Origin of the sequence: Haladaptatus sp. DJG-WS-42, from assembly GCF_037198285.1 — an archaeon.
In the GTDB taxonomy this organism is placed as follows: domain Archaea; phylum Halobacteriota; class Halobacteria; order Halobacteriales; family Halococcaceae; genus QDMS2.
Map to the genome: position 1 here is coordinate 1,870,259 of NZ_CP147243.1, position 24,083 is coordinate 1,894,341.

The window sequence follows — 24,083 nt, forward strand, 5'->3', positions numbered from 1 at the left end:
TGGATGAGCAACATCACGCCGAGCAGGCCGAAGTTTCAGAAAACCGCGTCGTAGCAGATGACATCGATGATGACGGGTGTGTCGGAAACTGGGAGAAACGGCTTGACCGGCGGGGCGATGTCCGGCACTGAGAAGCTGTCCGCGACGAGGTGGGTCGACGCCCCGGTGAAGACGGCGAGCGCGGAGAAGGCAAACACCTGTCCGGTCTCCGGCTGTGCGCCAAGGTAGCGGTCGATACGCCTACGAAGCAGAGGGGCGACGACGGTTGCTGTGAGGCCACCCAACACCAGCGCGAGCGTCGCCGCGAACCGGACGGTGTGGGTGATGCCGTGGTGTTCGACCGGAAACCCGGCTCTGAGAAAGAGGTCAGCATCGGGGAGCAGCGCGGTCGGGGCTGCGAGTGCAAGAAACAGCAAACTCTCCTTGCGACCGAATTTGAGCCAGACGGGCACGGAGAGTGCGAGCGCAAAGCCGACGTGCCCGGCGAGGTCTACCATGCCCCGCCAGACGGCACACGGTCAGTTAGGGCCGCCGGGACGTCGTTAGGACTCGTTCGTGAGCAACTCGCGTACCGCGCGGTCTAACACGTCGTAGCCCGCCTCGATTTCTGCGAGTTCGATGTACTCGTTGAACGAGTGGGCACGCGAGAGGTCGCCCGGCCCCCACGTAATCGCCTCGACGCTGGCGTCGTTGACGAAGTTTCGCACGTCGGTCGAGGCCTGAATCCCCCACGGCTCGGGGGCGACGCCGCCCACGTCTTCTGAGTGCTTTCTGAACACCTCAGCGAGCGGGCTGTCCACGTCGATTTCTGCGGCTTCGTAGGTACGAATCCGTTCCCACGACGCGTCTGCGTCGTGTTCCTGTGCGAACTCAGACACGATGTCGTCGATTTCTGCGTCCACGCCTTCGACCGCTTCGCCCGGCAGAATCCGGCGGTCAATCGTGATTGTGGCTCGCTCTGGGACGACGTTTTCTTTGGTTCCGGCTTCGAACTTCGTCACCGTCGCATAGGCCTGTTCGACGAGCGGGTCGGTTCGGGTGCGGAGTTCTGCGTCGTACGCCTCGATAGCGTCGAGCAGCGGGCGGGCATGCATAATCGCATTTTTGCCTTGGTCGGGGCGACTGGCGTGCGAGGGTGCGCCTTCGACGGCAATTTCGTACCACGCGAGGCCCTTCTCGCTTGTCGCGGTGCGCATCTTTGTCGGTTCAAGAACGACGCCGTAATCGCCATCGTAGCCTGCTTCGAGCAGCGCCTTCGTGCCGGGTTCGCCGGTTTCCTCGCCAATCGCGGCGTGGACGACGACCGACCCGGGTAGGTCGCCGGATTCGAGTTCGGGCCCGAGGTCTCGCGCCAGCAGCATGCCAATCGCAACCTGCGCCTTCATATCCACGCTGCCGCGGCCGTAGAGTTTCCCGTCGTCAATTTCTGCGCCGTAGGCGTCGTAGTCCCACTGCTCTGGGTCGCCCGCGGGAACCACGTCGATGTGCCCATTGAGGACGATGGTCGGGTCACCGTCACCGACCCGGGCGGCGACCTGCGGGCGGTCTGGGTACGGCTCTTCGACCAGCCACGAGTCGATGCCCTGCTCTGTGAACCAGTCGTGGATGTACTCGGCTGCGGCGGCTTCGTTGCCGGGTGGATTCTCGGTCTCGATGCGAACGAGGTCTTGGATGAGTTCGGTGAGTTCGTCAGTCATTGTCTACGGAGAGCAACGCGTCTGCTTGCGCCTCAGAGAGGTTGAGCAGTCGATTGCCTGCGACGGGGAGTTCTTTCATCACGTAGTGTGAGGATGTCTCATCGACGCCCTCTACGGCGACGATGTCGTCTACGAGGTCGTTCATCTGCTCGCGCGAGGCAACGCGGGCGATGACAATGAAGTCCACGTCTCCCATGGTGTAGTAGACGTGCTGGACGCCGCCAATCTCGGTGAGCCGTGAGCCAATCTCGTCTGCATAGCCGCGCTCGTGGGTCACCGATACCTCCGTAATCATCACCGTCGAAAGCCCGAGGGCGTGCGGGTCGATGTCCGCGGTGACACCCGAAATCACGCCCTTTTCTTTGAGCTTCGAGAGCCGGTAATGGACGGCGGATTTCGACAGTCCGAGTTCGTCCGCGAGCGTCTCTAAGCTCACGTCGAAGTCGCGCTCGACCGCAGAGAGCAACGCGAAGTCGGTCTCATCGAGCGTCACGGCGGCGACGCCTTCCATCACTCCTCCATCGCCGCGTCGGAGACTTCGAGCGCGGTGTCGAGGGCGGCGACCGCCTCGTCGATTTCGTCTTCGGTGATGGTGAGTGGCGGCGCGATGATGAGCGTGTTAATCATGTTTGCGACGTAGACGCCCTGTTCGCTCGCGGCTCCGGAGACTTTGTCAACGACCGTTTTTCCGGTCGAAATCTTGTCCACGCGCTGGCCAAACGGCACGCGCCCTTCGGTGCTCTTGGTGAGTTCGAGGCCGCGGAACAGGCCCACACCGCGCGATTCGCCCACGCTCGGATGCTTCTCCGCGAGTTCGTCGAGCTTCGCGCCGAGGTACTCGCCGCGTTCTTTGGCCTGCTCGATGAGGCCGTCGCGCTGGTAGGTTTCGACCGCGGCGAGCCCCGCAGCCACGGCGACCGGGTGGCCCGAGTAGGTGTGGCCGTGGCAGAACATGTTGTCCTCGAAGTGCGCGGCGACTTCGTCGGTGACGATGGTCGCGCCGAGCGGTGCGTACGCCCCGGTGAGGCCCTTTGCCATCGTCATGATGTCGGGCGTCACGTCGAACAGGTCACAGCCGAACCACTCGCCAGTGCGGCCAAACCCGGCCATCACTTCGTCCACGATGAGCAGCGCGCCGTGGTCGTGGGCGATCTCTTTCAGGCGGGGGAGGTACTCAGGTGGCGGGACGAGAATCCCGTTCGAGCCAACGATTGGTTCGACCAGAATCGCGGCGACGGTGTCGCCTTCGAGCATCAGCATCTCGTCGATGTACTCGAGACTCTCCATCGGTTCGAGCGTCGAACCGTACGCGTAGGGGTCGGGCGCTTTGATGGTGCCTGGAATGCCGGGTTCTGCCATCAGCCGCCGTGGGTCGCCGGTGACGCTAATCGAGCCGTAGGTCGAACCGTGATACGACCGGTAGCGCGAGACGATTTTCTGCTTGCCCGTGACGAAGCGAGCGATTTTGATGGCCGCTTCGATGGCTTCGGTGCCGCTCGTCGAGAAGAACGTCTTCGAGAGGTTTCCAGGGGTAACTTCTGCTAGCTTCTCGCCGAGTTTCGCGCGCGCTTCGGTGGTGTAGCCCGGCGCGACGTACGCCGCGGTCTTTGCCTGCTCTGCCATTGCCTCTGCAACGGCGTCGGCCGAGTGGCCGAGGTTCGAGCACATGAGTTGGCCAGAGAGGTCGAGGTACGACTTCCCGTCTGCCGTCTCGATGCGGTTACCAGATGCGCCGACGACCTGCGTCGGTCTGACTTCTTTCTGATACGACCACGTGCCGAAGACGTGTTTTTTGTCCAGTTGTTCGAGTTCGTTCATCCCAGTTTCAGCCTCGTCGCTCGTCATGTGGCTTGACATCGACTCTCATGTGTGGTTAATCTTTTGCTCAACAGTCGAATCAGACAACTGTTTCGTGTAGTTTCCCAAAACAATTGAACAGTGTTCGAAAAAATCTGAATTCGACTAGACGTTTGACCGACCAAGATTTATGGTGATGGCTGAGAACCGTTCACGCACATGGTTTCACTTGACGCCCTCTCACAGACGGGAGAGGTACGCAACTACGTCGGTGGGAACTGGACCGCAGTCGAGAGCGATGACGGGCAGGCCGTCATCAACCCCGCGACGGGAGACGAACTCGCCTACGTGCCGTTCACCGGAACCGACCAACTAGACGAAGCAATCGCCACCGGACAGGAAGCGTTCGAGACGTGGCGCAACACCCCAGTTGTCGAGCGAATTCAGCCACTGTTCCGGCTGAAGGCGCTGCTCGACGAACACCAAGAAGAGCTCGCAGAGATTCTCGTCCAAGAACACGGCAAGACGTTCGACGAGGCGATGGGCGAACTGCGTCGTGGCATCGAGAACGTCGAAGTCTCGTGTGGCATCCCGTCGATGATGCAGGCGGGCTTCCTCGAAAACGCCGCCCCCGGAATCGACGAGGCCGCCGTCCGCCAGCCACTCGGCGTCTTCACCGCCATCACGCCGTTTAACTTCCCGGGCATGATTCCGCTCTGGTTCCTTCCGTACGCGGTTGCGACGGGCAACTCGTTCATCCTCAAGCCATCCGAACAAGACCCACTCGTCGCCCAGCGCATCTTCGAACTGATTGACGAAGCGGGCTTCCCGGACGGCGTTGTCCAGCTCGTAAACGGTGGCAAAGACACCGTGAACGCGCTCATCCAACACGAGGGCATCGCAGGCGTCTCCTTCGTCGGGAGTACGCCGGTCGCACGCCACGTCTACAAAGAATCCGCCGCCACGGGCAAGCGCGTCCAAGCACAGGGTGGGGCGAAAAACCACATCATCGTCGCGGAATCCGCAGACCTCCGCCACGCCGCAGAGCAGACCGTCTCCTCTGCGTGCGCGTGTGCAGGCGAGCGCTGTCTCGCAAACGACGTCGTGCTCGTCCACGAGTCGGTGTACGATGAGTTCGCAGACCTCGTCGTCGAACTCGCAGACCAACAGGTCGTTGGCTACGGACTCGACGAGGACACGGACATCGGCGCGATGATTTCTGCGCCCCACGCAGAGCGCGTGCGCGGGCACATCCAGAGTGGCGTCGACGAAGGCGCGACGCTCCTGCGCGATGGCCGCGACGTCGAAGTCGAGGGCTACGACGGCGAGTTCATCGGCCCAACCATCTTCGGCGACGTGACCCCGGACATGACCATCGCGCGCGAGGAGATTTTCGGCCCCGTATTCGGCCTCGTCCGCGTGAGCGACATGACCGAAGCGATCGACACTCTGAATCAGAGCGAGTTCGGGAACGCCGCGAGCCTGTTCACCCGCGAGGGCGCAGACGCCCGACGCTTCCGCAACGAAGCCCAAGCGGGCAACCTCGGCGTCAACGTCGGGACGAGCGCGCCGATGGCCTTCTTCCACTTCGGTGGCCGGAAGGCCTCTGCGTTCGGCGACCTCCACGCACAGGGCGAAGACATGATTCAGTTCTACACGGACAAGACCATCTTCATCGAGCGGTGGCCGGACGCCTAACTCACGGCTGAACTCTCTACTGTCTTTTTCTGCTGTACGAACGTGTCTGAGCAAACGCACGCAGCTTTATGGTATGATGTGGCGTACCATATGTTGTATCGGGAACCGCAAGGATACACCGAACGATCTGTTCCAGAAAATCTGATTTCAGACAGTACGGAAGAGGTTAGGGGCAACAACTGAGTCTCTGTGAAAGGAGAACGAAGTCAACGCTCCGAAGGAGAACCGAAATAACCCACAAACGTTGCCTTCCGGAAGGCGCGTTATGAAGGCCATGTAACGGATGGGGCGTAAGCATCATTCGTGAAACTGGGAAACCAGAAGAGCCGTAGAGGGGTATGGAAAACGTTTCCCGTTCGGGTCCTAATTGCGGCTCTCGGTTGCTATCACTCCTCTGAGTTTCATCTCTGAGACCACACTCACGTTTCGCTTGCTGCCAAATACTCGGTCAGCAGTGACGGAAAATCCCGCCCTTTCAGATACCTGAGTCCAAACCCTTCTGCCCAGTGGATAATGCCCGTATCTTCGGTCACGACGCCCGCTTCGAGTTCCCGCGCGAGAATGAGCAAATCGAAGTCCTCGCGCGAATCAAGAATCCCCCGGCGCAGCGTCGAGCGATACTCAGAACGCAGGTCTGAGATGACTTTGTCGACCTCGCTCAGCTGGTCGGTACTCTCTGCATCTCTCGACTCCTCTGCTTTTCGCACGGCTTTTTCAGAGACGCGCAGCCCTCTGTCTACGCGATTGCTCATCTCTTCGATGAACTCGTAGACGATTTCTGCTGGAATCATCACCGTATATCGGTCTGGATTCTTCTTGATGAGCCACGTGTTGAGCTTCGAGAGTACCTCATCTGAGACGCCTCTGTCCTCGAGCATCCGCGAGAGTTCGTCGTAAACAGAGGGAGGAATGTAACACGAGATGTGGAGTTTGAGCTTCGCTTCAGCGATGAGGTCTAACAGTCTATCGACCGCCTGCTCTAACTCTTCGTCGTCGTCGCGTATCTCCTCGGTGATGAACGTAGACGTGTCGAGCACGAAGCGTTGTTTCAACGGATAGTCCGCCATCACCACCAGTTCGTCTCGCATGGCAATAGATACCTGTGCTCGTGGTCGCCCAACACGTTATTGCGCTTCGGGGAATAGTTGTGTACACAATGTCCAATATCACGCCGTCGGAAGTCAGCGCACGACTCCGTGACGGGGGCGACAGCCTGCACGTCCTCGACATTCGAAATCGGGACGAGTACGAGGAGTGGCACATCGAAGGGAGCCACAACATCCCGGTGTACAACTCGCTGAGCGCCGGGCAAACTGAGGCACTGCGAAGCCGCCTCAACGAGATCCCAGAGGGTACAGAAATCGCCACCGTCTGTATCGCGGGCATCGTCTCCCAGAAGGCCGCTGCGGTCTTGCGCGATGAAGGCTACGACGCAAAGTCGATGGAAGGCGGCATGCGCGGGTGGGGAACCGTGTACGAACCCTACGACACCGACGTGGCCGGACTCACCCAAATCGTTCGCCCGGGAACGGGGTGTCTCTCGTACGTGTATGCAGACGACGGCGAGGCACTCGTCGTAGACCCCGCCCTCCACGCCGAGATTTACCAGCAGTTCGCAGACAACCACGACCTCGACATCGTCGGCGTCCTCGACACCCATGCCCACGCTGACCACATCAGCAGCGGGCCGCGCTTTAGCGAGTATCTCGAAGTACCCTACTACCTCGCTGAGACCGACGCCCACGACCTCTCGGGGTACACCCCGGTCGCGGAAGGCGACACCATCGCCGTTGGCAACAGCGACCTCGAAGTCTGGGAGACGCCCGGCCACACCCGCGGCAGTGTGGTGCTCCGCCTCGATGGCGCTATCCTCGCAGGCGATACGCTGTTCGTCCGCAGCGTGGGCCGTCCCGACTTAGAAGGCGGCGCAGACGAGGCCAAAGAGGGCGCGAACCTCCTGTTTGATAGCCTCGACCGGCTCAACGCACTCCCTGACGACACGATGGTGTACCCGGGTCACTTCAGCAACGAAACCATCCGCCCGGTCGCAGACACCATCGCGGCGATTCGCGCGCGAAACGACCTGTTCGGTGTCGCAGACAAAGCCGAGTTCGTCGAAACCATCCTTGCAGACCTGCCCGACACGCCGAACAACTACAACCAAATCAAGGCCATCAACACGGGCAAAGAGCCGCTCACTCAGCAAGCGGCAGACTTAGAACTCGGCCCGAACAACTGCGCGTCGAACTAAATGGCGCTCATCCACGGTATCCGCGAAAATCGAGGGCAGTTTGCCCTCCAGTTATTGACGGTGTTCGCCGTTGGTCTCACGATTGGTGCAGAACGGAACGTCGTTCCCCTCCTCGGCCGTGACGTGTTCGGGGTTGAATCGCTCGCCATTATCGGCTCGTTTGTCGTGAGCTTTGGCTTCGTCAAAGCACTCCTCAACCTCTACGGCGGAAAGTGGTCTGAGACGTACGGCCGTCGCCCAATTCTCATCGCCGGGTGGCTGGTTGCCCTCCCCATCCCGCTCATCCTCATCTACGCCCCAAACTGGTGGTGGATAACGCTCGGAAACGTTCTCCTCGGGGTCAACCAGGGGCTCGCGTGGAGCATGAGCGTGAACGCAAAAATCGACCTCGCAGGAGCGAACGCCCGCGGCACCGCCGTTGGCTTAGACGAGGCGTTTGGCTACACTGGGGTTGCCCTCGGTGCGTGGATTACCGGCGTCATCGCCGCCGAGTACGGACTGCAGCCCGCGCCGTTTTATTTCCTCGCAGGTGTCATCGTCCTCGCGTTGCTTGTGGCGATTCTCTTCGTCGAGGAGACCTTACCCTACGCGCAAGCAGAAGCCGACGCGAGTGACGCGGGCGAACACCTCCCGTTCAGAGCGGTGTTAAAACGCGCGACGTGGGGCGACCGCACGCTGTTTGCGGCCGCCCAAGCCGGCAGCGTCGAGAAGTTCGTGGACGCCCTCGTGTGGATTGCCTACCCGCTGTATCTCACCGCAAACGGCCTCAGCGTTGCACAGGTTGGGGTCGTCGTCGGCGTTTACGGCGGCGTCTGGGGCGTCCTCCAACTGTACACCGGCAAACTCGCAGACGACATCGGGCGTCGGATTCCGGTCATCGCCGGTATGTTCGTCGCGGGCGGTGGCGTCCTCGCCACGGCGTTCGTCACGGGGTACTGGCCGTGGATTGTCACCGCTGGCGTCACAGGGGTCGGGATGGCGCTGCTCTACCCCACCCTCATCACCGTCGTCGGCGACGCTGCCCACCCGACGTGGCGCGCTACGGGACTCGGCGTCTACCGGATGTGGCGCGACGCGGGCTACGCTTTTGGTGCAATCCTTATCGGCGTCACCGCAGACGCGTTTGGCCTGCAGACGGCCTTCGTGATGGTCGCCGGTGCGATGTTCCTCTCGGGTGGTGTTGCCAGCTTCTGGATGCGCGAGACGCATCCTGAATTTGGCACACACGCGTCTCGTTCGACGGGCTCGCCAGTCACCGAGGAGTGAAAAATCGAAAAACTGCCGAGTTGGTTTAGTCGCGCTTCTGGCCAGCGCGGATGGACGGACGGGTGTGTTCCGTACCCTTGCCGCGCTTGCCGAGGCCACGGTTGGACTTCCCTGCGCCGGTGAGTCCGCGGTAGGCGCGTCCTTTGTGGTTGTCGTCGCAGATCCAGTTCAAGTCGTCGTCGTTCTGGATGGCTGGGTGTGCCGGGTCAACGAGGATTGCTTCGAACCATTTCTGGCGGCCGTCTTCCCCGACCCAGTAGGAGTTGAGCACGCGCATGTTGCGGTACTTCGTCGATGCGCGTTCCTCTGCGATGCGCTGGATGGACTTCTTGCGCGTGATGCGGTTTACGCCCTGGCGCTTCGAGCGGCGACCCGCTTTGTGGCGCTGTTTGCGGGCGCTGCCTTTGCGGACGCTGATGCGCACGACGACAATGCCCTGCTTTGCCTTGTAGCCGAGGTTGCGGGCTTTGTCGAGGCGGGTTGGGCGGTCGATGCGCTCGATTGCGCCCTGTTTGCGCCAGTCTTGTTTTCGTTCCCACTGCAGGTCGGCGAGTTTGCCGTCCCCAGGGGTTTTCCATGCGTCTCGGATGTGAGAGTAGAAGCTTTTTGCCATGGGTTTGCTCCACGGGCGTTGCGTGGTTCAGCCATCTCGACGGCGTGATGCCGTGCAGTTCGAGACTGTGCGTCTCGCAGGCCACATTCCGACCTGAGTTCACAGGTGCCCGCTGGTGCCCGTGTCGTCCAGCGAGTTCGTTTGCGAGTTCTGCCCTTTTACCGCTTAAGGCCTTCGACTTCGCCGTTCGTTGCAGACCGTTTCACGGCTTACGTCGGACGTAAGGTCAGTTTTTTGGCGTGCTTTGCACCCGCTTAACAAAGGCCATCGACAGCAGAGATGCAAGTGCCATGGTGCCAGAACTACTCGGCGCAGATGGCGACTTGCCCGCACACCAGCTCGGTCACGCTGAGGTGAACTAACATGTTGGAGTTATTCACGCCGATACAGGCGTTCTCCGGCCAGTTCCTCCAGTATGCCCTGCTGTTCTTCGTGTTGGCGATTATCGCGTCCGTCGTAGGCGCGCGCGGTATTGCGGGGATTACCATGGAAATCGCAAAAATCTTCATTGCGATTTTCATTATTCTCGCCATCATCGCGCTCATCCTGTGACGGCCGTTTTGTTTTTTCGGCCATACACGTAACTGAGCGTTCTTCGCGAGCGTGTCACGCTCATCGTCAAAACACAGCCGTTACTCGACGGACAATCCAGCGAGAGGTGGTACGCGCCCCCTCGGTCGCGGACGCAAGTGCCCCTCTCAAAACGCACTTTGCAACCCGTCTCGCCAGACAAGCGCGTCACCTGTCGTGTGGCAACTCCCCGATCCCCGCCCCGCTGTTTCGAGGCGCGGTAGACGAGACTTCTGCCTGCACTCGCAAGCAGCCACTCCAATTTCCTATTGCAGAATATGGTTTATCCGTTCGGTAATTCTCACGCAGATTCGCGTCGCTCACGGGCTGAAACGCAATCTATCGGCAAATTCAAAAATAGGCTGTGCTCAGGCTGCCGCTTCGACCGTCTCGAACTCACCGGCGACTACCGCGTCGACAATCGCCTGTACGTCCAGCTCGCGGCGTACCTGCTGGGGGTACTTCTGCTGGAAGTGCTGGACGATATTCTTCACGTCGCGCGCGAGCAACTCGGGGGCGTTGTCGTGGTCGGTCGCCACCGCCTGTGGCCAGTCGAAAATCGTGATCCCCTCTTTGCCGACGAACACGTTGTACGCGCTCATATCTGAGTGGACGTACCCCCGTTCGTAGGCTCCCTGCATTTCTCCTACGATGAGGTCGAGGACGGGGACCACCTGTTCGGGTTCGAGGGCGGCCCGTGAGAGTTCGACCCCGTCGATTTTGTCCATGATGATGGCGTGGCGGTTGTGGTCGATGGGGCGGGGGACGCGCACGTCTGGGTACAGGGTGGAGAGCACGTCGTATTCGCGTTCTGCAGCCTTGCGCGCGGTGTACTGCCACGAAACGTGCTGGTTGTCGGCGGTGTAGTCGCGTTCTTTTTGCACCTCGCGAAAATTCGTAAAGCCCTCACGGTGATATTTGAGCGCGAGTGGTTTGTACGACTGCACTTCATAGACGTCACTTTCCTTTCCAACCCCCAAGGGTGCGCCAAAGCCACGGATGGTATCGCGCTCTGAAAAGGTGCGAAGCGCGAGCGCATCGTACCCTTCGAACGTCAGTCGGTAGCCTTCGTACTGCTGGGTCTTTCGCTCTATCAACTCGCGGTCGTGACACCGGTCGATTCGGTAGTCAACCTCCTTTTCGGTGAGGTTTGAAAACTCGGGAAGCTTCTCCCGGTTGACCCACTTGCTAAAGCGCATCCCGTGTTCGATACCCGAGAGGAGATAGAAGTCCTCGGGTTCGAGGCTCGCCATCTCTGGCGCGACGTTTCTGACCATTACCGGGTGCTAGCGGGTCGGTGGCTAAAAGTTCGGCGAGTGACCGAAACGAGTCGATAAATCGTATGCTGAGATATCGAATCGGGGTGTTGACCAACAACGACCCTCGCGCTCGTGACTTCTCGTGTGTAAATACTGCATGAGCATTCATGCACCAGTTGTTACTGAGTGACACACGTGGGTTCGATACGGGTCGCCTGAGACGGTGGGTTTTCGGGGCCCGAGCGAAAGCCGTCTTCCACACGGCTTTCAGCCATTACCTTCGCCACGTTCTCCGAGCGACGCAACGCCTTTCTCTCCGGCCTGCCCATCTCGACTATGACTGACCTCGCAGACCGGGAGTGGCGGCTCATCCGGGAAGAAGCGTGGGACGGCCCGATGAACATGGCACTCGACGAAATCGCCGCGGAGACGGCAGCCGCGGGCGGGCCGCGAACGGTACGCGTCTATCAGTGGAAGCCGAGTACGCTCTCGCTCGGCTACAGACAAGACTCCGACTCCGTGAATTGGGCGTTTTGTGAACGCGAAGGCATCTCGGTCACCCGCAGACCAACTGGTGGCGGCGGCATCTACCACGGTGAATACACCGACATCTCGTACTCGATTACTGCTCCAGCCGCAGAACTACCGGGCGACTTGATGGAGACCTACGAGCTACTCTGTACGCCGGTGTTCTCCGCCTTCACAGAGATGGGCGTCTCTGCACACTTCGCAGACGAACCTCAGCCTTCGCTCTACAAGCCATCGTGTTACCTGCGTGACCTCCACCCGGCCCACGACGTGGTTGCCGAAGGGCGAAAAATTAGTGGGAATGCGCAGTACCGTCGCCGCGATGCCATCATCCAACACGGCTCGCTCAAGTACGACCTCGACGCAAAGACCCATCTCGGGGTGTTTGCAGACCCTGACTTGACACCCGGAGACGTACAACGACGTATCACGTCGATTCACGAACTGACGGGCCTTTCGCGCACGGACGCCGTCACTGCACTCGAAGACGCCCTCGGCGCGTGGACACAGGCTGAAGAAGGAACGTGGACCCAAGACGAAATTGACCGTGCACGCGAGCGAGCGGACGAGAAGTTCGCCTCGGAGGCGTGGAACAGAAACCGAACGGATCCGCTGTCGAAATAGAAACCGAATCGACCTGCTTTCGAATTAGAAGCCAAACGTCTCGTTTTCGAGTTCGCCAACGTGTTCTGCGACCGCCTCGTGAAGTTCTGCGAGCGGCGGCGTATCGAGCGTCGGGTCGATGGCGTTCTCCGCAATCCACCGGTAGCGGATGATGCCGTCTTGGTCGATGAGGAAACACGACCGGTGGGCGCGCGGAATCACTTTGAACGTGCGGTATTTCACGTCGTAGGCTTCTGCAATCGAGAGGTCTGCATCGGAGTACAGCGGAAACGAGAGGCCGAGTTTGTCGATGAACCGTCGGTGGGTCGCTGGTCGAGATTTGCTCACGCCGACGACCTGCACCCGCTCGCCGCTTGCAAACCAGTCGTAATCGCGGAAGGCACACCACTCGCTGATACAGTCCGGCGTGAAGTCGTTGGTGTAGAACGCGAGCAAGACGGGTCGGTCTTCGAGTAACGTCGCGAGTTCAGTCGGTTCTATTGAGCCGTCTGCGGTGACCAATGGGGCGGTGAATTCCGGTGCCCGAGCCCCCACAGCCAACCCTCGTTCTCCAGTCATGAATTTTGATAGGTCTGAATGTATGTATACACTTGGGTCGCCGCAGGGTTCGAAGCTCCTTTGCTCTTCTACGAAAAAAGACGGGTATGCGAGTCGGAGCACACGTTTCTATGTCGAGTTCGAAAGTGTCGAGTGACCCGGAAAAACCGCCACACGACAACATCGCGAACGCCGTTTTCAGGCAGGTTGCCTTCGGCGGCAACTGCGGACAGATTTTCACCCACTCCCCACAGGTCTGGCAAAACCCAGATATTAGCGACGAGGAAGCCGCGCTGTTCAAAGAACAGACCGACTCCGAGCTGTCCGGACCGTGGGTCATCCACTCCTCGTATCTCGTGAACCTCTGTACCCCGAAAGACGGCCTTCGCCAGAAATCCGTAGACAGCATGCAGGAGGAAGTCGATGCGGCCGCGCAACTCGACATCGAGTACGTAAACGTCCATCTCGGTGCACACACCGGTGCGGGCGTCGAAGGCGGCCTCGAAAACGCTGTCTCCGCGCTCTCGGAACTCGACATTCCAGAGAGCGTTACCGTCCTCATCGAGAGCGACGCGGGCAGCGGGACGAAACTCGGCGGCGATTTCGAACACCTCGCCTACGTCCTCGAACACTCAGACCAGAACCTCGACATCTGCCTCGACACGGCTCACGCCTTCGCGGCGGGCTACGACCTCTCGACCGAGGAAGGCGTCTACGAAACCATCGAAGAACTCGACGAGATTGTTGGCTTAGAACACCTCAAATGCGTCCACCTGAACGACTCGAAACACGCCTGCGGGACGAACAAGGACGAACACGCACTCATCGGTGAGGGGCTGATTGGCGAAGACGGCATGCGCGCGTTCATCAACCACCCCGACCTCGCGGACGTGCCGCTCGTGCTCGAAACCCCGACCGAAGACGGCAAGGGCTTCGAGTGGAACATCAATCGCGTCAAAGAACTCCGCAACTAGATGCGGCGCTTCGGGGCCGAGTACCTCCGCGAGACGCGCCGCGGCATGTGGGACGACACGACTGCACTTGCGGGACTCGAGCTCCCGAACCGCAGGCGCATCTTAGACGTCGGTTGTGGCACGGGTGAGTTGACGACAGTACTCGAAGCGACGTCGCCCGGCGAGGTCGTCGGCGTCGACCGCGACCCCGACCTGCTTGCCCATCTCTCTGGCCCAGCCGTCCGCGGCGATGCGCTTTCGCTGCCGTTTGCAGACAATACCTTCGACCTCGTCGTCTGTCAAGCCCTGCTCATCAACCTCCCCGACCCGGCCGCGGCGGTTCGTGAGTTCGGCCGGGTGTCGAGCGACCTCGTCGCCGCCATCGAACCGGACAACGGGGCGGTGACCATTGAGTCAACTGTCGAGTCAGAGGCGAAACTGGCCACAACTGCGCGTAAGCACTATTTGGCGGGCGTAAACACGGACGTGACACTCGGCGCGGGCGCAGCAAACCTGTTCGAAGCGGCTGGTTTCACCGACGTTTCGACCGTGCAGTACGACCACGTTCGGACGGTGTCGCCACCCTACGAACCCCACGAATTAGAGGACGCAAAGCGCAAAGCGCTCGGCTCGGGACTCTCGAAAAACCGCGAGGAGCTGCTCGCCGGTGACCTCTCGGCCGAGGCGTTTGAAGCCCTCCGCGAGGCGTGGCGCGAGATGGGCCGCGACGCTATCACACAGATGCAGACGGAAACGTACGGAAAAAGCGAGACGGTGCCGTTTTACGTCACTGTCGGGCGCGTCTGAATCAGCCGTTGAGAATCGCCTTGGTGCGCTCGTTCAGTGCTTTGATTTTCTCTACCGCCGCTTCGGGGAGCATGTCCTGTGGCGGTTCGAGACCGGGCTGTCCCTCCGGCGACGGAGTACCGACGATGACGGTTCCAAGCATCCCCACCTTCTCGTGGGGCGTACAGAAGTAGTCGTAAACCCCTTCGACCTCGAAGGTGTGTTCGAACTCCATCCCTTCGTCCGTGAGCACTTCGCTGTCCCACGGTTCTGCCTCGTCTGGGATGCGGGTTGGCTGGTCGTACTCTACGTGGTAGGCGGTCGTCGAGTGGACGCCGCTCACCTGCTTCCATTTCACGGTTGCGCCCTTTTCGACCCAGATGATGTCCGGCCGGTAACCGGTCGAGTCGCCTTCGGTCCACATCTCGACGGTCGCACTCGACTGTGGCTCGGTCGGGTCTTCCGGAGTTGGCGCTTTGGTCGTGGTTTCTGCCGTGGTCGTCTCATCGCCAGATTGCGTGGTCGTGCTCGTGGTCGTCTCGTCGTCTCCGCTGCTGCCAGACGTACAGCCTGCGAGTGAGAGGGTCAGGCCAGCTCCCGTGAGCTGTACCAATCTGCGGCGAGTCAGGTCAGTCATTGTGAAAGAAAACGGGAGACGAACCTAAAACGTGTTGCGGCCGTCAGACCACGTCACCGCGTACCGATGCCCCTTGCTGGCTGGCACGATAGTCCCGCACGACGTCTGCGGCGGTTTCTGCTTCTCCGTCGTCCATCCCGAGCATTTCGAGTGCACCCGCGAGCGTCGGGAAGACGTACTCGCCGTTTCGCAGCTTGTCGAAGGCATCCGTAGCCCGGTTGCCGTCAATCCAGAGCGCCGCCCCGCGCGGGTCTAAAATCTGCTCGTAGGCCTCGCGGGCCATCGCCCCGCGCAGGCGTTGGGTGACGTTGTTCTCGAACCCGGAGTTGCACACTTCGAGATGGATTGGCTCGTCTGCGTCGACGAGGTGGGCAGCGAGACACTTCTCGGGGGCGACGTGGCCGTTATCGTTCGCGCGGATGTGTTCTGGATACGTTTCTGCCCAGTCGAGACTCACGGTTTGGCCAACGCCTTTGACGCCGTATTCGCGCCGGAACTCGGCTTCGCGGCTGTCGTCACCGTGAAAGAGCAGGTCTTTTTTGAGATAGATGTCGAGGCGCTCTACGGGGTCGAGGCCGAGAGCGAGGTCGCCGTACACCCAGATTTCGCGCACGGGAACCGGCATCGTCTCCGACTCGACCGTTTCGACGAGGCGTTCGACGCGGGAAACCGCTGTTGTGCGGTCTAATTCCATGTCCCGTCTTGCAGGCGCGGGCGCAAAACGATTGCTTCTGGTGAGCGGGTATACTTTCTTATCATCAATTGATAATATGTTAGTATGATTGGGTCTGCGGTGTGGCGAGGGGGCAAAAACTGGAGCGTGTCACTCGTTGGTGCGCTTCTCGTTGGACTCTCGTTCGGACTTTTGGGGTTTGCAAACACCTTCACGCGGCCGATTGAGCTTCTGCTCCCACTGTTTCTCGCCAGTTGTCTCATTGGCTTTGGTATCTGGCTTTGGCACGGCCCATTAGCACCTTCGCAAACTGCGCGGGTTGCGCTCTGGTCGCTCGCGGGAATCGTCCTTCTCGCGCTCGTGAGCGCGTGGACGACGTATCACAGCGTCGCCGAAGGCATCCCACTCACGGAAGCGCTTGAGCAAAGTCTCGTCCAACTCGCCGTTGGTGGCGTTTCGGGCGCAGCGGTTGGCTTTTTCGACGTCCGCAAAGAAGAACACCGCGAGTTGGCCAACCGCATCGAACAGGCGGTCGATGCGACGATGGACGGCGTTGCAGTGTTCGACGCGTCGGGGCGGTACGTGTCGGCTAATCAGTCATTCCTCGGCATGTTTGGACTTGAAGACGAGTCGACGCTGCTCGGAAACGAGTGGAACTCGCCCCAGCTCACAGCGGATTCGATGTTGTCCGACAACCGCATCAGTGAGTCGCTGATGGAAACGGGCAAATGGCACGGAGAAATCGAAGGGCGGCGACAAGACGGGACGGCATTTCCCATCGAACTCTCGCTCAACCGAACGGACAACGGTGACACCGTGGCTGTGGCACGCGACATCTCAGAACACACTGCATATCGAGAGGCGTTGCAAGCAGAGCGTGCCCAGTTCAGAGCGCTCACCGAAAACGCACCCATCGGGGTCATCACGATTGACGAACACAGCGTCATTCAGTACTCGAACGACCAGTTCGCAGAAACGCTCGGCTACGAGGTCGATGAAATCGTTGGCGAGTCGCTGACGATGTTGATTCCTGACAGGCACCAAGAAGCCCACTTCTCTGGTATTAAACGCTACCTCGAATCCGATGACCACAACTTCGAGCAGACGCACGTCGAACTTCCCGGCCTCCACCGCGACGGCCACGAAGTCCCGCTCAGCGTCGCCTTCGACGATTACGTCGAGGACCGCCAGTTCATCGGCGCGATTTCGGATAATTCGGAGCGAAAAGAGCGCGAACGGCAACTGGACGTCCAAGCCACGGCGATGGACAACGCGCTTGATGGGATGGCCGTCGTCGACGAAGACGGCACGTTCGTCTATCTGAACCACGCTCACGCAGCCCTTTACGGCTACGACAACCCTGACGACCTGCTCGGAATGTCGTGGGAGGCGCTGTACAGCACCGCCGAACTCGAACGCTTGTACGAAGACGCCATCCCAACGCTGTCCGAGACGGGCCAGTGGCAAGGAGAAGCCGTTGGCTTGCGACGCGATGGCTCTCGGTTCGACCAAGAACTCTCGCTCAATGCGCTCGAAAACGGCGAATTCGTGTGCGTCGTCAGAGACATAAGCGAGCGCAAAGACGCAGAACGCCGAGTGAAGCTGCTCCAAGAGGCGACGCTCTCGTTCGGCACCGAACGCGACAAAGATGCCATCATCGAGTCGGTTGTGGACATCAGCCAGTCGATTATCGACTATCCGATGGCGATTTATTGGTCGTACGACGAGGACGAAGACCGTCTCGTCCCCACCCACGGCTCTGACACGACCTACGCCATGCTCAACCGAAACGGGCTCTCGCTCGACCAAGCCACCATCAACGAAGGCATGTTCCAACATCGGGTGTTCAAAGGCGGCGAAATCGAACTCATCGAAGATTACCAAACGATTCCCGCAGAACACCGGCTCCCACTCCAACTCGGGAGTGTGTTGTACGCCCCGATTGGTGACTACGGCCTCCTCGGAATTGCGTCCGAAACCCGCGAGCAGCTTTCACAGACGAACCGCTATCTCGTGGACATTCTCACGCGCAGTATGCGAACCGTGTTCGACCGCATCACGCACGAGCAGGCAATCGAGAAACTCCAGCGCGAGATGCGGACGATGGTTGCGACCACCAACGAGCAGGCAGTCGCGGAGGCGGCCATCGCGACCGCACAGAACGTGCTCGACTTCCCGCTGTGTGGGGTGTGGCTCGCAGACGAGACCAGAACGAAACTCGAACCGGCCGCGTGGCTCTCTGCTGTCGACGCGTTCGTTCCCGGCCAGCCCACGTTCACCGCAGACGGCCAGAGTCTCTCGTGGGAGGCTTACGAGACCGGCACTTGGTATGCGTTTGACGACGTGCGCACGGAAACTGCGTGCTACAATCCGGACACAAAAATGCGAAGCGAACTCATCATCCCGCTCGGTGAGTACGGCGTGCTCAACATCGCCTCGTTCGAGCCAGCCGCGTTCGACGAAACCGACGTCTCACTCGCCCGAATCCTCGCAGCCAACACGGAAACGGCGCTTGGCCGTGCCAAACACGAAGCCGAACTCGAACAACAAAACGACCGGCTTGAGTTCTTGAACAGCCTGCTGCGCCACGACATCTTGAACGGCATGGTCGTGATTCAATCGCGGGCACAACTGCTCTCCGAGCGGCTTTCGGACGACGAAAAACGCCACGCAGACACCATCGACCGCTGGTGTGTCACTATTATCGACCTCGTCCAACACGTCCGCGCGATGCTCGATGTGTTCGCCGGGTCTGCGCCCATCGAACTGCAATCGATCAACCTCTCTCAGGTGCTCGTGAGTGAAGTAGACCGCGTCCGGTCTACGTACCCTGACATCGAATTTTCCGTCTCCGTCCCGGACGGTGTCATCGTTAGGGCAAACGACCTGCTCTCTGAGGTACTCGGAAACGTCGTCTCGAACGCCGTCGAACACAACGCTAGCGACGACCCATACATCGCCGTTTCAGTTACCACGGACGACCAGACGGCGATGGTTCGCGTGGCAGACAACGGCCCGGGCGTGCCGGATGCGCAAAAAGAAGCCATCTTCCGGCGCGACACGACGGGCCACGTCAAGTCAGCAGGGAGCGGTTTTGGCCTGTTTTTCGTGGATACGATGGTTTCTCAGTACGGTGGTTCTGTCCACGTCGAAGACAACCACCCGACCGGTGCTGTGTTCGTCATCACGTTCCCGCTCGCAACCGGTTCGCCGAACGTCTAACTCTCCACCGGTTGTCAATTCGAAGCTCGTGTTCACCGGTAGTTCAACCATCCAGACATATCAACAACAAAGTTAATCACATCTCCACGCTGATGTTCTGTCCGCTAGTCGAATGTCCGCTACTGTATCCCGTCGCCGCTGGCAGCCGCTACTCATTATCTTCCTTGGATGTTTCTTCGTCGCTCTCACCCTCTTTAGTATCTTCACGTCGCTCGGGCCGACTGTCTCAAATTTCTCGTCGTACGTGATGCCGCTCTTGCTTTCGGGTGGGTTGATATTCTTTGGCGGGTGGCTCACCCAAAGCGACCTCGAATCGCGCTATCAAACCAGCATCGTCCTGTGGTGTCTTGGGTCGATGAGTCTCTTTGGACTGCTCGGTCTTTGGGCGTACTATCTCGTCACCACGGCTGGGCTCGACCCCAACAGCGCGGGTTTTCTGTTGGTCGCAAGCACATCGTTCGGTGGCTTTGGCGGAAGTATTGCGGGCTACTACAACGTTATTGGCCGCGTCAAGCGCGACGAAGCAAACCTCGCAACCCGCATCATCGACTCGGTGATGGACGGCATTTCACTGCTCGATGAAGACGGCAATTACATCTTCGTAAACCCGTCGTACACTGATATCCTCGGCTATGACGAAGCCGAACTCATCTCCGAACACTGGACAATGCTCTATGACGACGAGACTGAACAGTACATCTACGACGAAGTCGTGCCGACGCTCGAACAGTCGGGTACTTGGTTCGGGACAGTGCCCGCACAGCGAGCAGACGGAACGGAGTTTCCACAGGAAGTCGCCCTCAATCGGCTCTCTGATGGCAGACACATCGCCGCCATTCGCGACGTTTCAGACCACCTCCGATACGAACACAGTGTAGAGGAACTCCACGCGGTGACTCGCGAGATGATGCAAGCAGAAACGATTCACGAGGTTTGTACGCTGGTGGTCGATGCGTCACACAACGTGCTTTCGATGCCACTGTCTGCGATTTGGCTGTATGATGCCAAAACAGACCGCCTCGAACCCGAAGCGAAAACCGATGTCTCAGACATTATAATCGAAACCCTTCCGTCCTACAGCGCAGACGACCCAAGCCTCTCGTGGGACGCATTCAAGCGCCAAGAGCTTCGCATCATCGAAGACCTCGGGACAGAGCAGGCGCGTGCCAATCCGAACACCAAGATTCGAAGCGAGATGATCGTGCCACTCGGAACCTTCGGCGTGCTCAACATCGGTTCGATGCGCACCAACGCCTTCGACGAGATAGACGAGCGCATCGCCCGCCTGCTCGCCGCGAACGCAGAAGTTGCCCTCGAACGGGCAGACCGCGAGCACGCACTCACCATCAAAAACGACCAGCTCGAATTCCTGAACAGCCTGCTGCGCCACGACATCCTGAACGGGATGATGGTGATAAACAGTCGTGCTGACACGCTCTCGACTGAGCTTTCCGGCGACCAGCAGCGCCACGCAGAGACGATTGTTCGCTGGTGTACCGACATCACGGACCTCGTCACGCACGTCCGAGGCGTACTCAGCGTCCTGACCGGCGACGACCTCGAAACTAGCGAGGACGTGAATCTCTCTGCCGTACTCGAAGCCGAACTCGACCGAATACGCATGACGTACCCTGAAGTGCAGTTCTCGGTTGACATCCCCGCCGATGTGACCGTCGAGGCGAATCATTTTCTCTCGGAGGTGTTCGGCAACGTCCTCACGAACGCCATCGAGCACAACTATGGCGAGAATCCGTTCGTCGAGGTGTTCGTAGCGCCAAACCCAGCAGATGACGAGGTGACCGTCCACATCGGCGACAACGGCCCGGGCGTTCCAGACGCCCACAAAGAGAGCATCTTCCGGCGCGGTGTGACCGGCCACGCGAAAACGTCCGGCACAGGCTTTGGCCTGTTTTTCATCGACACGATGGTCACGCAGTACGGCGGTTCGGTCGTCGTCAAAGACCGCGAGCCAACCGGCGCACTCTTCTGTATTACACTCCCGCTCGTGGCGACTGCAGAGCGCTGAGTCTGTTCGAGACGAAACGGTGATACGCTCCGCTCCGTAATCCTCGCTCAATGGAATGCGACAAGTGCGACCGTGATGCCGTCATGCACGCGGCGTACTCCGGGGGGCACCTCTGTGAAGACCACTTCTGCCAGTCGGTCGAAAAGCGGGTCCGTCGCCGGATTCGGGAGGATTCGCTCGTTCCGCGCTCGGCCACGCCAGAGAACCCAGAGACGTGGGTTATCGGGCTTTCCGGTGGGAAAGACAGCGTCGTGCTCACCTCAATTCTCGATGAGACGTTCAACAACGACCCGCGCATCGAGATGATTGCGCTCACGATTCACGAAGGAATCGAGGGCTACCGCGACGCCAGCCTCGACGCCTGTGTTGAACTCGCAGAAGACCTCGACTTGCGCCACGAGGTCGTCACCTACGAAGACGAGTTCGACCTCAAAATGGACGACGTGGTCGAGAAAGACCCCGAGAACATGGCCGCGTGTGCCTACTGTGGGGTGTTTCGCCGCGACCTGCTCTCTAAGTACGCAGAAGAATACGGTGCGACCAAACTCCTGACTGGGCACAACCTCGACGACGAAGCCCAGACCGCGCTCATGAACATCTTAGAAGGCGACGTGCGACAGGTCGCAAAACACTTCGATGCGAGTCTCGGTAGCTTCGACGAACGCGGGGACTCAGACCACTTTATCCCGCGCGCAAAGCCGCTGCGCGACATCCCCGAAAAGGAAGTCGCCCTCTACGCGCACGTCAAAAACCTCCCCGCCCACATCACCGAATGTCCCCACTCCTCGGAAGCGTTCCGCGGCGAAATTCAACAACTCCTCCTCAACTTAGAGTCCAACCACCCCGGCACGCGCCACTCGATTATGGCTGGTTACGAAGAACTCGCCGCCATCGCCGCAAACGAGTACCGCGAGGATGGCGAGGGTGACGAACAGACGAATTTAGTCGAATGCGAACGCTGTGGTGCGGCGACGACCCGGACGGTGTGTCGCAAGTGCAAGCTCGTTGAAGCCGTGAACGCTGTCTGATTACTGGTACTGCGCACAGACGAGACCCAGCCCCTTTTCGAAGGTGATGGCTGGTTCCCAGCCGGTTTCTGCCTTCATCTTCGAGCTGTCTGCCATCGTGTCGTGGACGTACACGTCCTCGGAGATGGGATTCTCGATGTACTCGGGTTCGACGCTCGTCCCAAGCGTCTGATTTAGTTTCTCGACGAGGGTGTTGGTGGTGTAGCTCTCGCCCGTGCCGAGGTTGTAGATGCCGTCAAGTTCGTGGTCTGCGGCGAGTTCGAGGCCGCGGACAATGTCAGAGACGTGGGTGAAGTCCCGAGTTTGGGTGCCGTCACCGTAAATGACCGGGGCCTCACCATTCGCAATATCGTCTGCGAACTGGGCGATTAGGTTGGCATACTCGCCTTTGTGCTCTTCTGCCCCGCCGTAACCCTGATACACCGAGAAAAACCGCATGCTTGCGAGCGTCATCCCATAGTGGTGGGAGAAGTACTCACCGTAGCGTTCACGGGCAAGTTTCGACGCTTCGTACCCAGTGCGAGCGGACACACTCATCGACTCGGGGGAGGGTTCGGTTCGGTTGCCGTAAATCGAGGACGTCGAAGCGTACACCACCGTGTCACACCCGTCGAGACGCGCTTGGTTTACTACGTTGACGAATCCTTCAACGTTCACGCGTGCACCCGCTACCGGATCCCCCTCGTGCATCGTGTACGACGACAAGGCGGCGAGGTGGAACACGGCGTCCACGTCGGTCGGTAAATCGTCGTCGAGAGCACTGGCTTCGACGAATTCAACCGACGAATCGAGGTTCTCCGGGGTGCCCAGATAACAGTCATCGACCGCGACGACTTCATTGTCAGTTGCAAGATAGTTTGCGAGGTTCGAGCCGATGAACCCGGCCCCGCCCGTCACGAGCACGCGCTTGTTTTCCATACTCATACTCTCGAAAATTATAGGTATATAATTGTATGGGTGTCGGAAAGTCATACCACCGTCACGCGCTCGTCTGACAAATCTAGCAAATATGTTATTTCACCCAGTATTATGAAAGACTTTGAACTGTTCTCGAAATTTATTATAACAAATCAATTATTTCCGATAACTACTTTGGGTAATATGAATATCAGATACTATGACTAAAATGAAGGAGTTGTTACGCCTTCTTCTTCGGCGAGACGATGTGGTCGCGGCAATACGGGCTGGGCCAGTCGATATACGGACGCTGACGGATACTGTTTCAGTTTCCCGTCCGACCGTCCATCGCTGTTTGAAACAACTGATTGAGCACGAAGTCGTCACAGAGACTCCACGTGGATATGTGCTTACGAGTTACGGGAGCCTTTTTTTCGACCAGTACCAGTCGTACATCGCAGAAACGGACGCTCTCCACGAAAACCGGGATCTGATTCCCTCCCTCGACGACCCATCTCACCTCTCTGGACGCGTGTTTCAGGACGCGACGTTTACGAGGGCCGTGTCGTTCGCGCCGGAAAAGCCAATCGCCGAAATCGAATCTATTGTCAAGGACGCGACCAAAATTCGAGGCTTCTCCCCCGTCGTCGTCGGCCGGTACGTCTCGCTCTTTCACGAGAAGGTGACCGAAGACCTGCTGGATGCAGAACTCATCATTTCACCGAACGTGTTCGACTACCTTGCCGAAACGTGGCCAGAGCAACTCAATGAGGCGCTTTCGATGGGCCTCACCGTGTTTGTGACCGACGAAACGCTCCCGTACGGGCTCATCCTCATCGACGAGCCGACCCCCCAACTCTGTCTCGTCGTCTACGACGATGGCTCGCTCCGCGGCGTCGTCCAAAACAACCAAGTCGACGCCATTGAGTGGGGCAATGAGCTGTACGACGCCTACCGCGAACGGGCACGCGAACCATCGGTCTCCGCTGAATAACTCCTGCGCCTCGTGTTCAGTTTGTGA

22 protein-coding genes are annotated in these 24,083 nt (G+C 59.5%); 11 read left to right on the forward strand and 11 right to left on the reverse strand.

The annotated features are described in order from the left end of the window. Nucleotides 1–35 precede the first annotated feature (35 nt). Genes V5N47_RS10245 through V5N47_RS10260 form a run of 4 tightly spaced genes read right to left on the reverse strand, consistent with a single transcriptional unit; the run spans nucleotide 36 to nucleotide 3,542 of the window. The gene (locus V5N47_RS10245) at nucleotides 36–497 is read right to left on the reverse strand and encodes a metal-dependent hydrolase (protein ID WP_338727294.1); all 462 of its coding nucleotides are present in this window, start codon (nucleotides 495–497) and stop codon (nucleotides 36–38) included. Between the two features lie 45 nt (nucleotides 498–542). Beyond that, nucleotides 543–1,697 (reverse strand): M20 family metallopeptidase, encoded by a 1,155-nt coding sequence (locus V5N47_RS10250; RefSeq protein WP_338727296.1) that lies wholly within the window; start codon nucleotides 1,695–1,697, stop codon nucleotides 543–545. Continuing rightward, on the reverse strand, nucleotides 1,690–2,208 hold the full coding sequence (locus V5N47_RS10255; protein ID WP_338727298.1) for an Lrp/AsnC family transcriptional regulator: 519 nt from the start codon (nucleotides 2,206–2,208) through the stop codon (nucleotides 1,690–1,692). The genes V5N47_RS10250 and V5N47_RS10255 overlap by 8 nt, the downstream gene beginning before the upstream one ends. Next, complete coding sequence (locus tag V5N47_RS10260; protein WP_338727300.1) at nucleotides 2,208–3,542, reverse strand: aminotransferase class III-fold pyridoxal phosphate-dependent enzyme; 1,335 nt, start codon at nucleotides 3,540–3,542, stop codon at nucleotides 2,208–2,210. The genes V5N47_RS10255 and V5N47_RS10260 overlap by 1 nt, the downstream gene beginning before the upstream one ends. Nucleotides 3,543–3,713: 171 nt before the next feature. Here V5N47_RS10260 and V5N47_RS10265 point away from each other — a divergent pair, with 171 nt between their 5' ends. Continuing rightward, nucleotides 3,714–5,192: a CoA-acylating methylmalonate-semialdehyde dehydrogenase gene (locus tag V5N47_RS10265; protein ID WP_338727301.1), complete on the forward strand. Its 1,479-nt coding sequence runs from the start codon at nucleotides 3,714–3,716 to the stop codon at nucleotides 5,190–5,192. A gap of 419 nt (nucleotides 5,193–5,611) precedes the next feature. On the opposite strand, the gene V5N47_RS10270 is transcribed toward V5N47_RS10265, so the two are convergent. Then, nucleotides 5,612–6,259 (reverse strand): RNA ligase partner protein, encoded by a 648-nt coding sequence (locus V5N47_RS10270; RefSeq protein WP_338730289.1) that lies wholly within the window; start codon nucleotides 6,257–6,259, stop codon nucleotides 5,612–5,614. Between the two features lie 89 nt (nucleotides 6,260–6,348). Here V5N47_RS10270 and V5N47_RS10275 point away from each other — a divergent pair, with 89 nt between their 5' ends. Together V5N47_RS10275 and V5N47_RS10280 are read left to right on the forward strand one after the other, a co-directional pair. Next, nucleotides 6,349–7,443 (forward strand): MBL fold metallo-hydrolase, encoded by a 1,095-nt coding sequence (locus tag V5N47_RS10275; RefSeq protein ID WP_338727302.1) that lies wholly within the window; start codon nucleotides 6,349–6,351, stop codon nucleotides 7,441–7,443. Then, complete coding sequence (locus V5N47_RS10280; protein ID WP_338727304.1) at nucleotides 7,444–8,709, forward strand: MFS transporter; 1,266 nt, start codon at nucleotides 7,444–7,446, stop codon at nucleotides 8,707–8,709. It abuts the gene before it with no gap. Nucleotides 8,710–8,734: 25 nt separating this feature from the next. Here the strand turns inward: V5N47_RS10280 and V5N47_RS10285 are convergent, their stop codons facing one another. Further along, a complete protein-coding gene (locus V5N47_RS10285; RefSeq protein WP_338727306.1) occupies nucleotides 8,735–9,322 on the reverse strand; it encodes a 50S ribosomal protein L15e in 588 nt (195 codons plus the stop codon). A 363-nt stretch (nucleotides 9,323–9,685) separates the two neighbouring features. Here V5N47_RS10285 and V5N47_RS10290 point away from each other — a divergent pair, with 363 nt between their 5' ends. Then, nucleotides 9,686–9,874 (forward strand): DUF1328 family protein, encoded by a 189-nt coding sequence (locus V5N47_RS10290; RefSeq protein WP_338727308.1) that lies wholly within the window; start codon nucleotides 9,686–9,688, stop codon nucleotides 9,872–9,874. A gap of 386 nt (nucleotides 9,875–10,260) precedes the next feature. Here V5N47_RS10290 and V5N47_RS10295 read toward each other — a convergent pair whose 3' ends face one another. Then, entirely contained in the window at nucleotides 10,261–11,169 is a 909-nt protein-coding gene (locus tag V5N47_RS10295) for a serine/threonine-protein kinase RIO2 (protein ID WP_338727311.1), read from the reverse strand. Between the two features lie 318 nt (nucleotides 11,170–11,487). Here V5N47_RS10295 and V5N47_RS10300 point away from each other — a divergent pair, with 318 nt between their 5' ends. Beyond that, nucleotides 11,488–12,303 (forward strand): biotin/lipoate A/B protein ligase family protein, encoded by an 816-nt coding sequence (locus V5N47_RS10300; protein ID WP_338727313.1) that lies wholly within the window; start codon nucleotides 11,488–11,490, stop codon nucleotides 12,301–12,303. Between the two features lie 24 nt (nucleotides 12,304–12,327). Here the strand turns inward: V5N47_RS10300 and V5N47_RS10305 are convergent, their stop codons facing one another. After that, nucleotides 12,328–12,861, reverse strand: coding sequence for a peroxiredoxin (locus V5N47_RS10305; RefSeq protein ID WP_338727314.1), 534 nt, complete (start codon nucleotides 12,859–12,861; stop codon nucleotides 12,328–12,330). Between the two features lie 110 nt (nucleotides 12,862–12,971). On the opposite strand from V5N47_RS10305, the gene V5N47_RS10310 reads away from it, so the two are divergent. Together V5N47_RS10310 and V5N47_RS10315 are read left to right on the forward strand one after the other, a co-directional pair. Continuing rightward, the gene (locus V5N47_RS10310) at nucleotides 12,972–13,814 is read left to right on the forward strand and encodes a deoxyribonuclease IV (protein ID WP_338730290.1); all 843 of its coding nucleotides are present in this window, start codon (nucleotides 12,972–12,974) and stop codon (nucleotides 13,812–13,814) included. After that, nucleotides 13,815–14,600 (forward strand): class I SAM-dependent methyltransferase, encoded by a 786-nt coding sequence (locus V5N47_RS10315; protein ID WP_338727315.1) that lies wholly within the window; start codon nucleotides 13,815–13,817, stop codon nucleotides 14,598–14,600. 1 nt (nucleotide 14,601) lies between these two features. On the opposite strand, the gene V5N47_RS10320 is transcribed toward V5N47_RS10315, so the two are convergent. Together V5N47_RS10320 and V5N47_RS10325 are read right to left on the reverse strand one after the other, a co-directional pair. Then, complete coding sequence (locus tag V5N47_RS10320) at nucleotides 14,602–15,216, reverse strand: plastocyanin/azurin family copper-binding protein (protein WP_338727317.1); 615 nt, start codon at nucleotides 15,214–15,216, stop codon at nucleotides 14,602–14,604. 43 nt (nucleotides 15,217–15,259) lie between these two features. Then, nucleotides 15,260–15,910 carry a hypothetical protein gene (locus tag V5N47_RS10325; protein WP_338727319.1) on the reverse strand — a complete coding sequence of 217 codons (651 nt, stop codon included), beginning with the start codon at nucleotides 15,908–15,910 and terminating at the stop codon, nucleotides 15,260–15,262. 84 nt (nucleotides 15,911–15,994) lie between these two features. Here V5N47_RS10325 and V5N47_RS10330 point away from each other — a divergent pair, with 84 nt between their 5' ends. The 3 genes from V5N47_RS10330 (at nucleotide 15,995) to V5N47_RS10340 (ending at nucleotide 22,165) form a co-directional block, all read left to right on the forward strand. Next, complete coding sequence (locus V5N47_RS10330; protein ID WP_338727321.1) at nucleotides 15,995–19,111, forward strand: PAS domain S-box protein; 3,117 nt, start codon at nucleotides 15,995–15,997, stop codon at nucleotides 19,109–19,111. A gap of 112 nt (nucleotides 19,112–19,223) precedes the next feature. Further along, nucleotides 19,224–21,137: an ATP-binding protein gene (locus tag V5N47_RS10335; protein ID WP_338727322.1), complete on the forward strand. Its 1,914-nt coding sequence runs from the start codon at nucleotides 19,224–19,226 to the stop codon at nucleotides 21,135–21,137. Between the two features lie 50 nt (nucleotides 21,138–21,187). After that, nucleotides 21,188–22,165: a TIGR00269 family protein gene (locus V5N47_RS10340; RefSeq protein WP_338727324.1), complete on the forward strand. Its 978-nt coding sequence runs from the start codon at nucleotides 21,188–21,190 to the stop codon at nucleotides 22,163–22,165. Here V5N47_RS10340 and V5N47_RS10345 read toward each other — a convergent pair whose 3' ends face one another. After that, entirely contained in the window at nucleotides 22,166–23,083 is a 918-nt protein-coding gene (locus tag V5N47_RS10345; RefSeq protein WP_338727326.1) for an NAD-dependent epimerase/dehydratase family protein, read from the reverse strand. A gap of 385 nt (nucleotides 23,084–23,468) precedes the next feature. Here V5N47_RS10345 and V5N47_RS10350 point away from each other — a divergent pair, with 385 nt between their 5' ends. Then, on the forward strand, nucleotides 23,469–24,056 hold the full coding sequence (locus tag V5N47_RS10350) for a hypothetical protein (protein ID WP_338727327.1): 588 nt from the start codon (nucleotides 23,469–23,471) through the stop codon (nucleotides 24,054–24,056). The last annotated feature ends 27 nt before the right edge of the window (nucleotides 24,057–24,083 follow it).

What these genes read in the sequence shown, in the direction of transcription:
- V5N47_RS10245 (WP_338727294.1), bottom strand. Translation starts at nt 497, where the DNA reads ATGGTAGACCTCGCCGGGCACGTCGGCTTTGCGCTCGCACTCTCCGTG.
- V5N47_RS10335 (WP_338727322.1), top strand. Translation starts at nt 19,224, where the DNA reads ATGTCCGCTACTGTATCCCGTCGCCGCTGGCAGCCGCTACTCATTATC.
- V5N47_RS10305 (WP_338727314.1), bottom strand. Translation starts at nt 12,861, where the DNA reads ATGACTGGAGAACGAGGGTTGGCTGTGGGGGCTCGGGCACCGGAATTC.
- V5N47_RS10345 (WP_338727326.1), bottom strand. Translation starts at nt 23,083, where the DNA reads ATGGAAAACAAGCGCGTGCTCGTGACGGGCGGGGCCGGGTTCATCGGC.
- V5N47_RS10340 (WP_338727324.1), top strand. Translation starts at nt 21,188, where the DNA reads ATGGAATGCGACAAGTGCGACCGTGATGCCGTCATGCACGCGGCGTAC.
- V5N47_RS10250 (WP_338727296.1), bottom strand. Translation starts at nt 1,697, where the DNA reads ATGACTGACGAACTCACCGAACTCATCCAAGACCTCGTTCGCATCGAG.
- V5N47_RS10280 (WP_338727304.1), top strand. Translation starts at nt 7,444, where the DNA reads ATGGCGCTCATCCACGGTATCCGCGAAAATCGAGGGCAGTTTGCCCTC.
- V5N47_RS10310 (WP_338730290.1), top strand. Translation starts at nt 12,972, where the DNA reads ATGTCGAGTTCGAAAGTGTCGAGTGACCCGGAAAAACCGCCACACGAC.
- V5N47_RS10325 (WP_338727319.1), bottom strand. Translation starts at nt 15,910, where the DNA reads ATGGAATTAGACCGCACAACAGCGGTTTCCCGCGTCGAACGCCTCGTC.
- V5N47_RS10265 (WP_338727301.1), top strand. Translation starts at nt 3,714, where the DNA reads ATGGTTTCACTTGACGCCCTCTCACAGACGGGAGAGGTACGCAACTAC.
- V5N47_RS10255 (WP_338727298.1), bottom strand. Translation starts at nt 2,208, where the DNA reads ATGGAAGGCGTCGCCGCCGTGACGCTCGATGAGACCGACTTCGCGTTG.
- V5N47_RS10320 (WP_338727317.1), bottom strand. Translation starts at nt 15,216, where the DNA reads ATGACTGACCTGACTCGCCGCAGATTGGTACAGCTCACGGGAGCTGGC.
- V5N47_RS10315 (WP_338727315.1), top strand. Translation starts at nt 13,815, where the DNA reads ATGCGGCGCTTCGGGGCCGAGTACCTCCGCGAGACGCGCCGCGGCATG.
- V5N47_RS10275 (WP_338727302.1), top strand. Translation starts at nt 6,349, where the DNA reads ATGTCCAATATCACGCCGTCGGAAGTCAGCGCACGACTCCGTGACGGG.
- V5N47_RS10285 (WP_338727306.1), bottom strand. Translation starts at nt 9,322, where the DNA reads ATGGCAAAAAGCTTCTACTCTCACATCCGAGACGCATGGAAAACCCCT.
- V5N47_RS10330 (WP_338727321.1), top strand. Translation starts at nt 15,995, where the DNA reads ATGATTGGGTCTGCGGTGTGGCGAGGGGGCAAAAACTGGAGCGTGTCA.
- V5N47_RS10260 (WP_338727300.1), bottom strand. Translation starts at nt 3,542, where the DNA reads ATGACGAGCGACGAGGCTGAAACTGGGATGAACGAACTCGAACAACTG.
- V5N47_RS10270 (WP_338730289.1), bottom strand. Translation starts at nt 6,259, where the DNA reads ATGGCGGACTATCCGTTGAAACAACGCTTCGTGCTCGACACGTCTACG.
- V5N47_RS10295 (WP_338727311.1), bottom strand. Translation starts at nt 11,169, where the DNA reads ATGGTCAGAAACGTCGCGCCAGAGATGGCGAGCCTCGAACCCGAGGAC.
- V5N47_RS10300 (WP_338727313.1), top strand. Translation starts at nt 11,488, where the DNA reads ATGACTGACCTCGCAGACCGGGAGTGGCGGCTCATCCGGGAAGAAGCG.
- V5N47_RS10290 (WP_338727308.1), top strand. Translation starts at nt 9,686, where the DNA reads ATGTTGGAGTTATTCACGCCGATACAGGCGTTCTCCGGCCAGTTCCTC.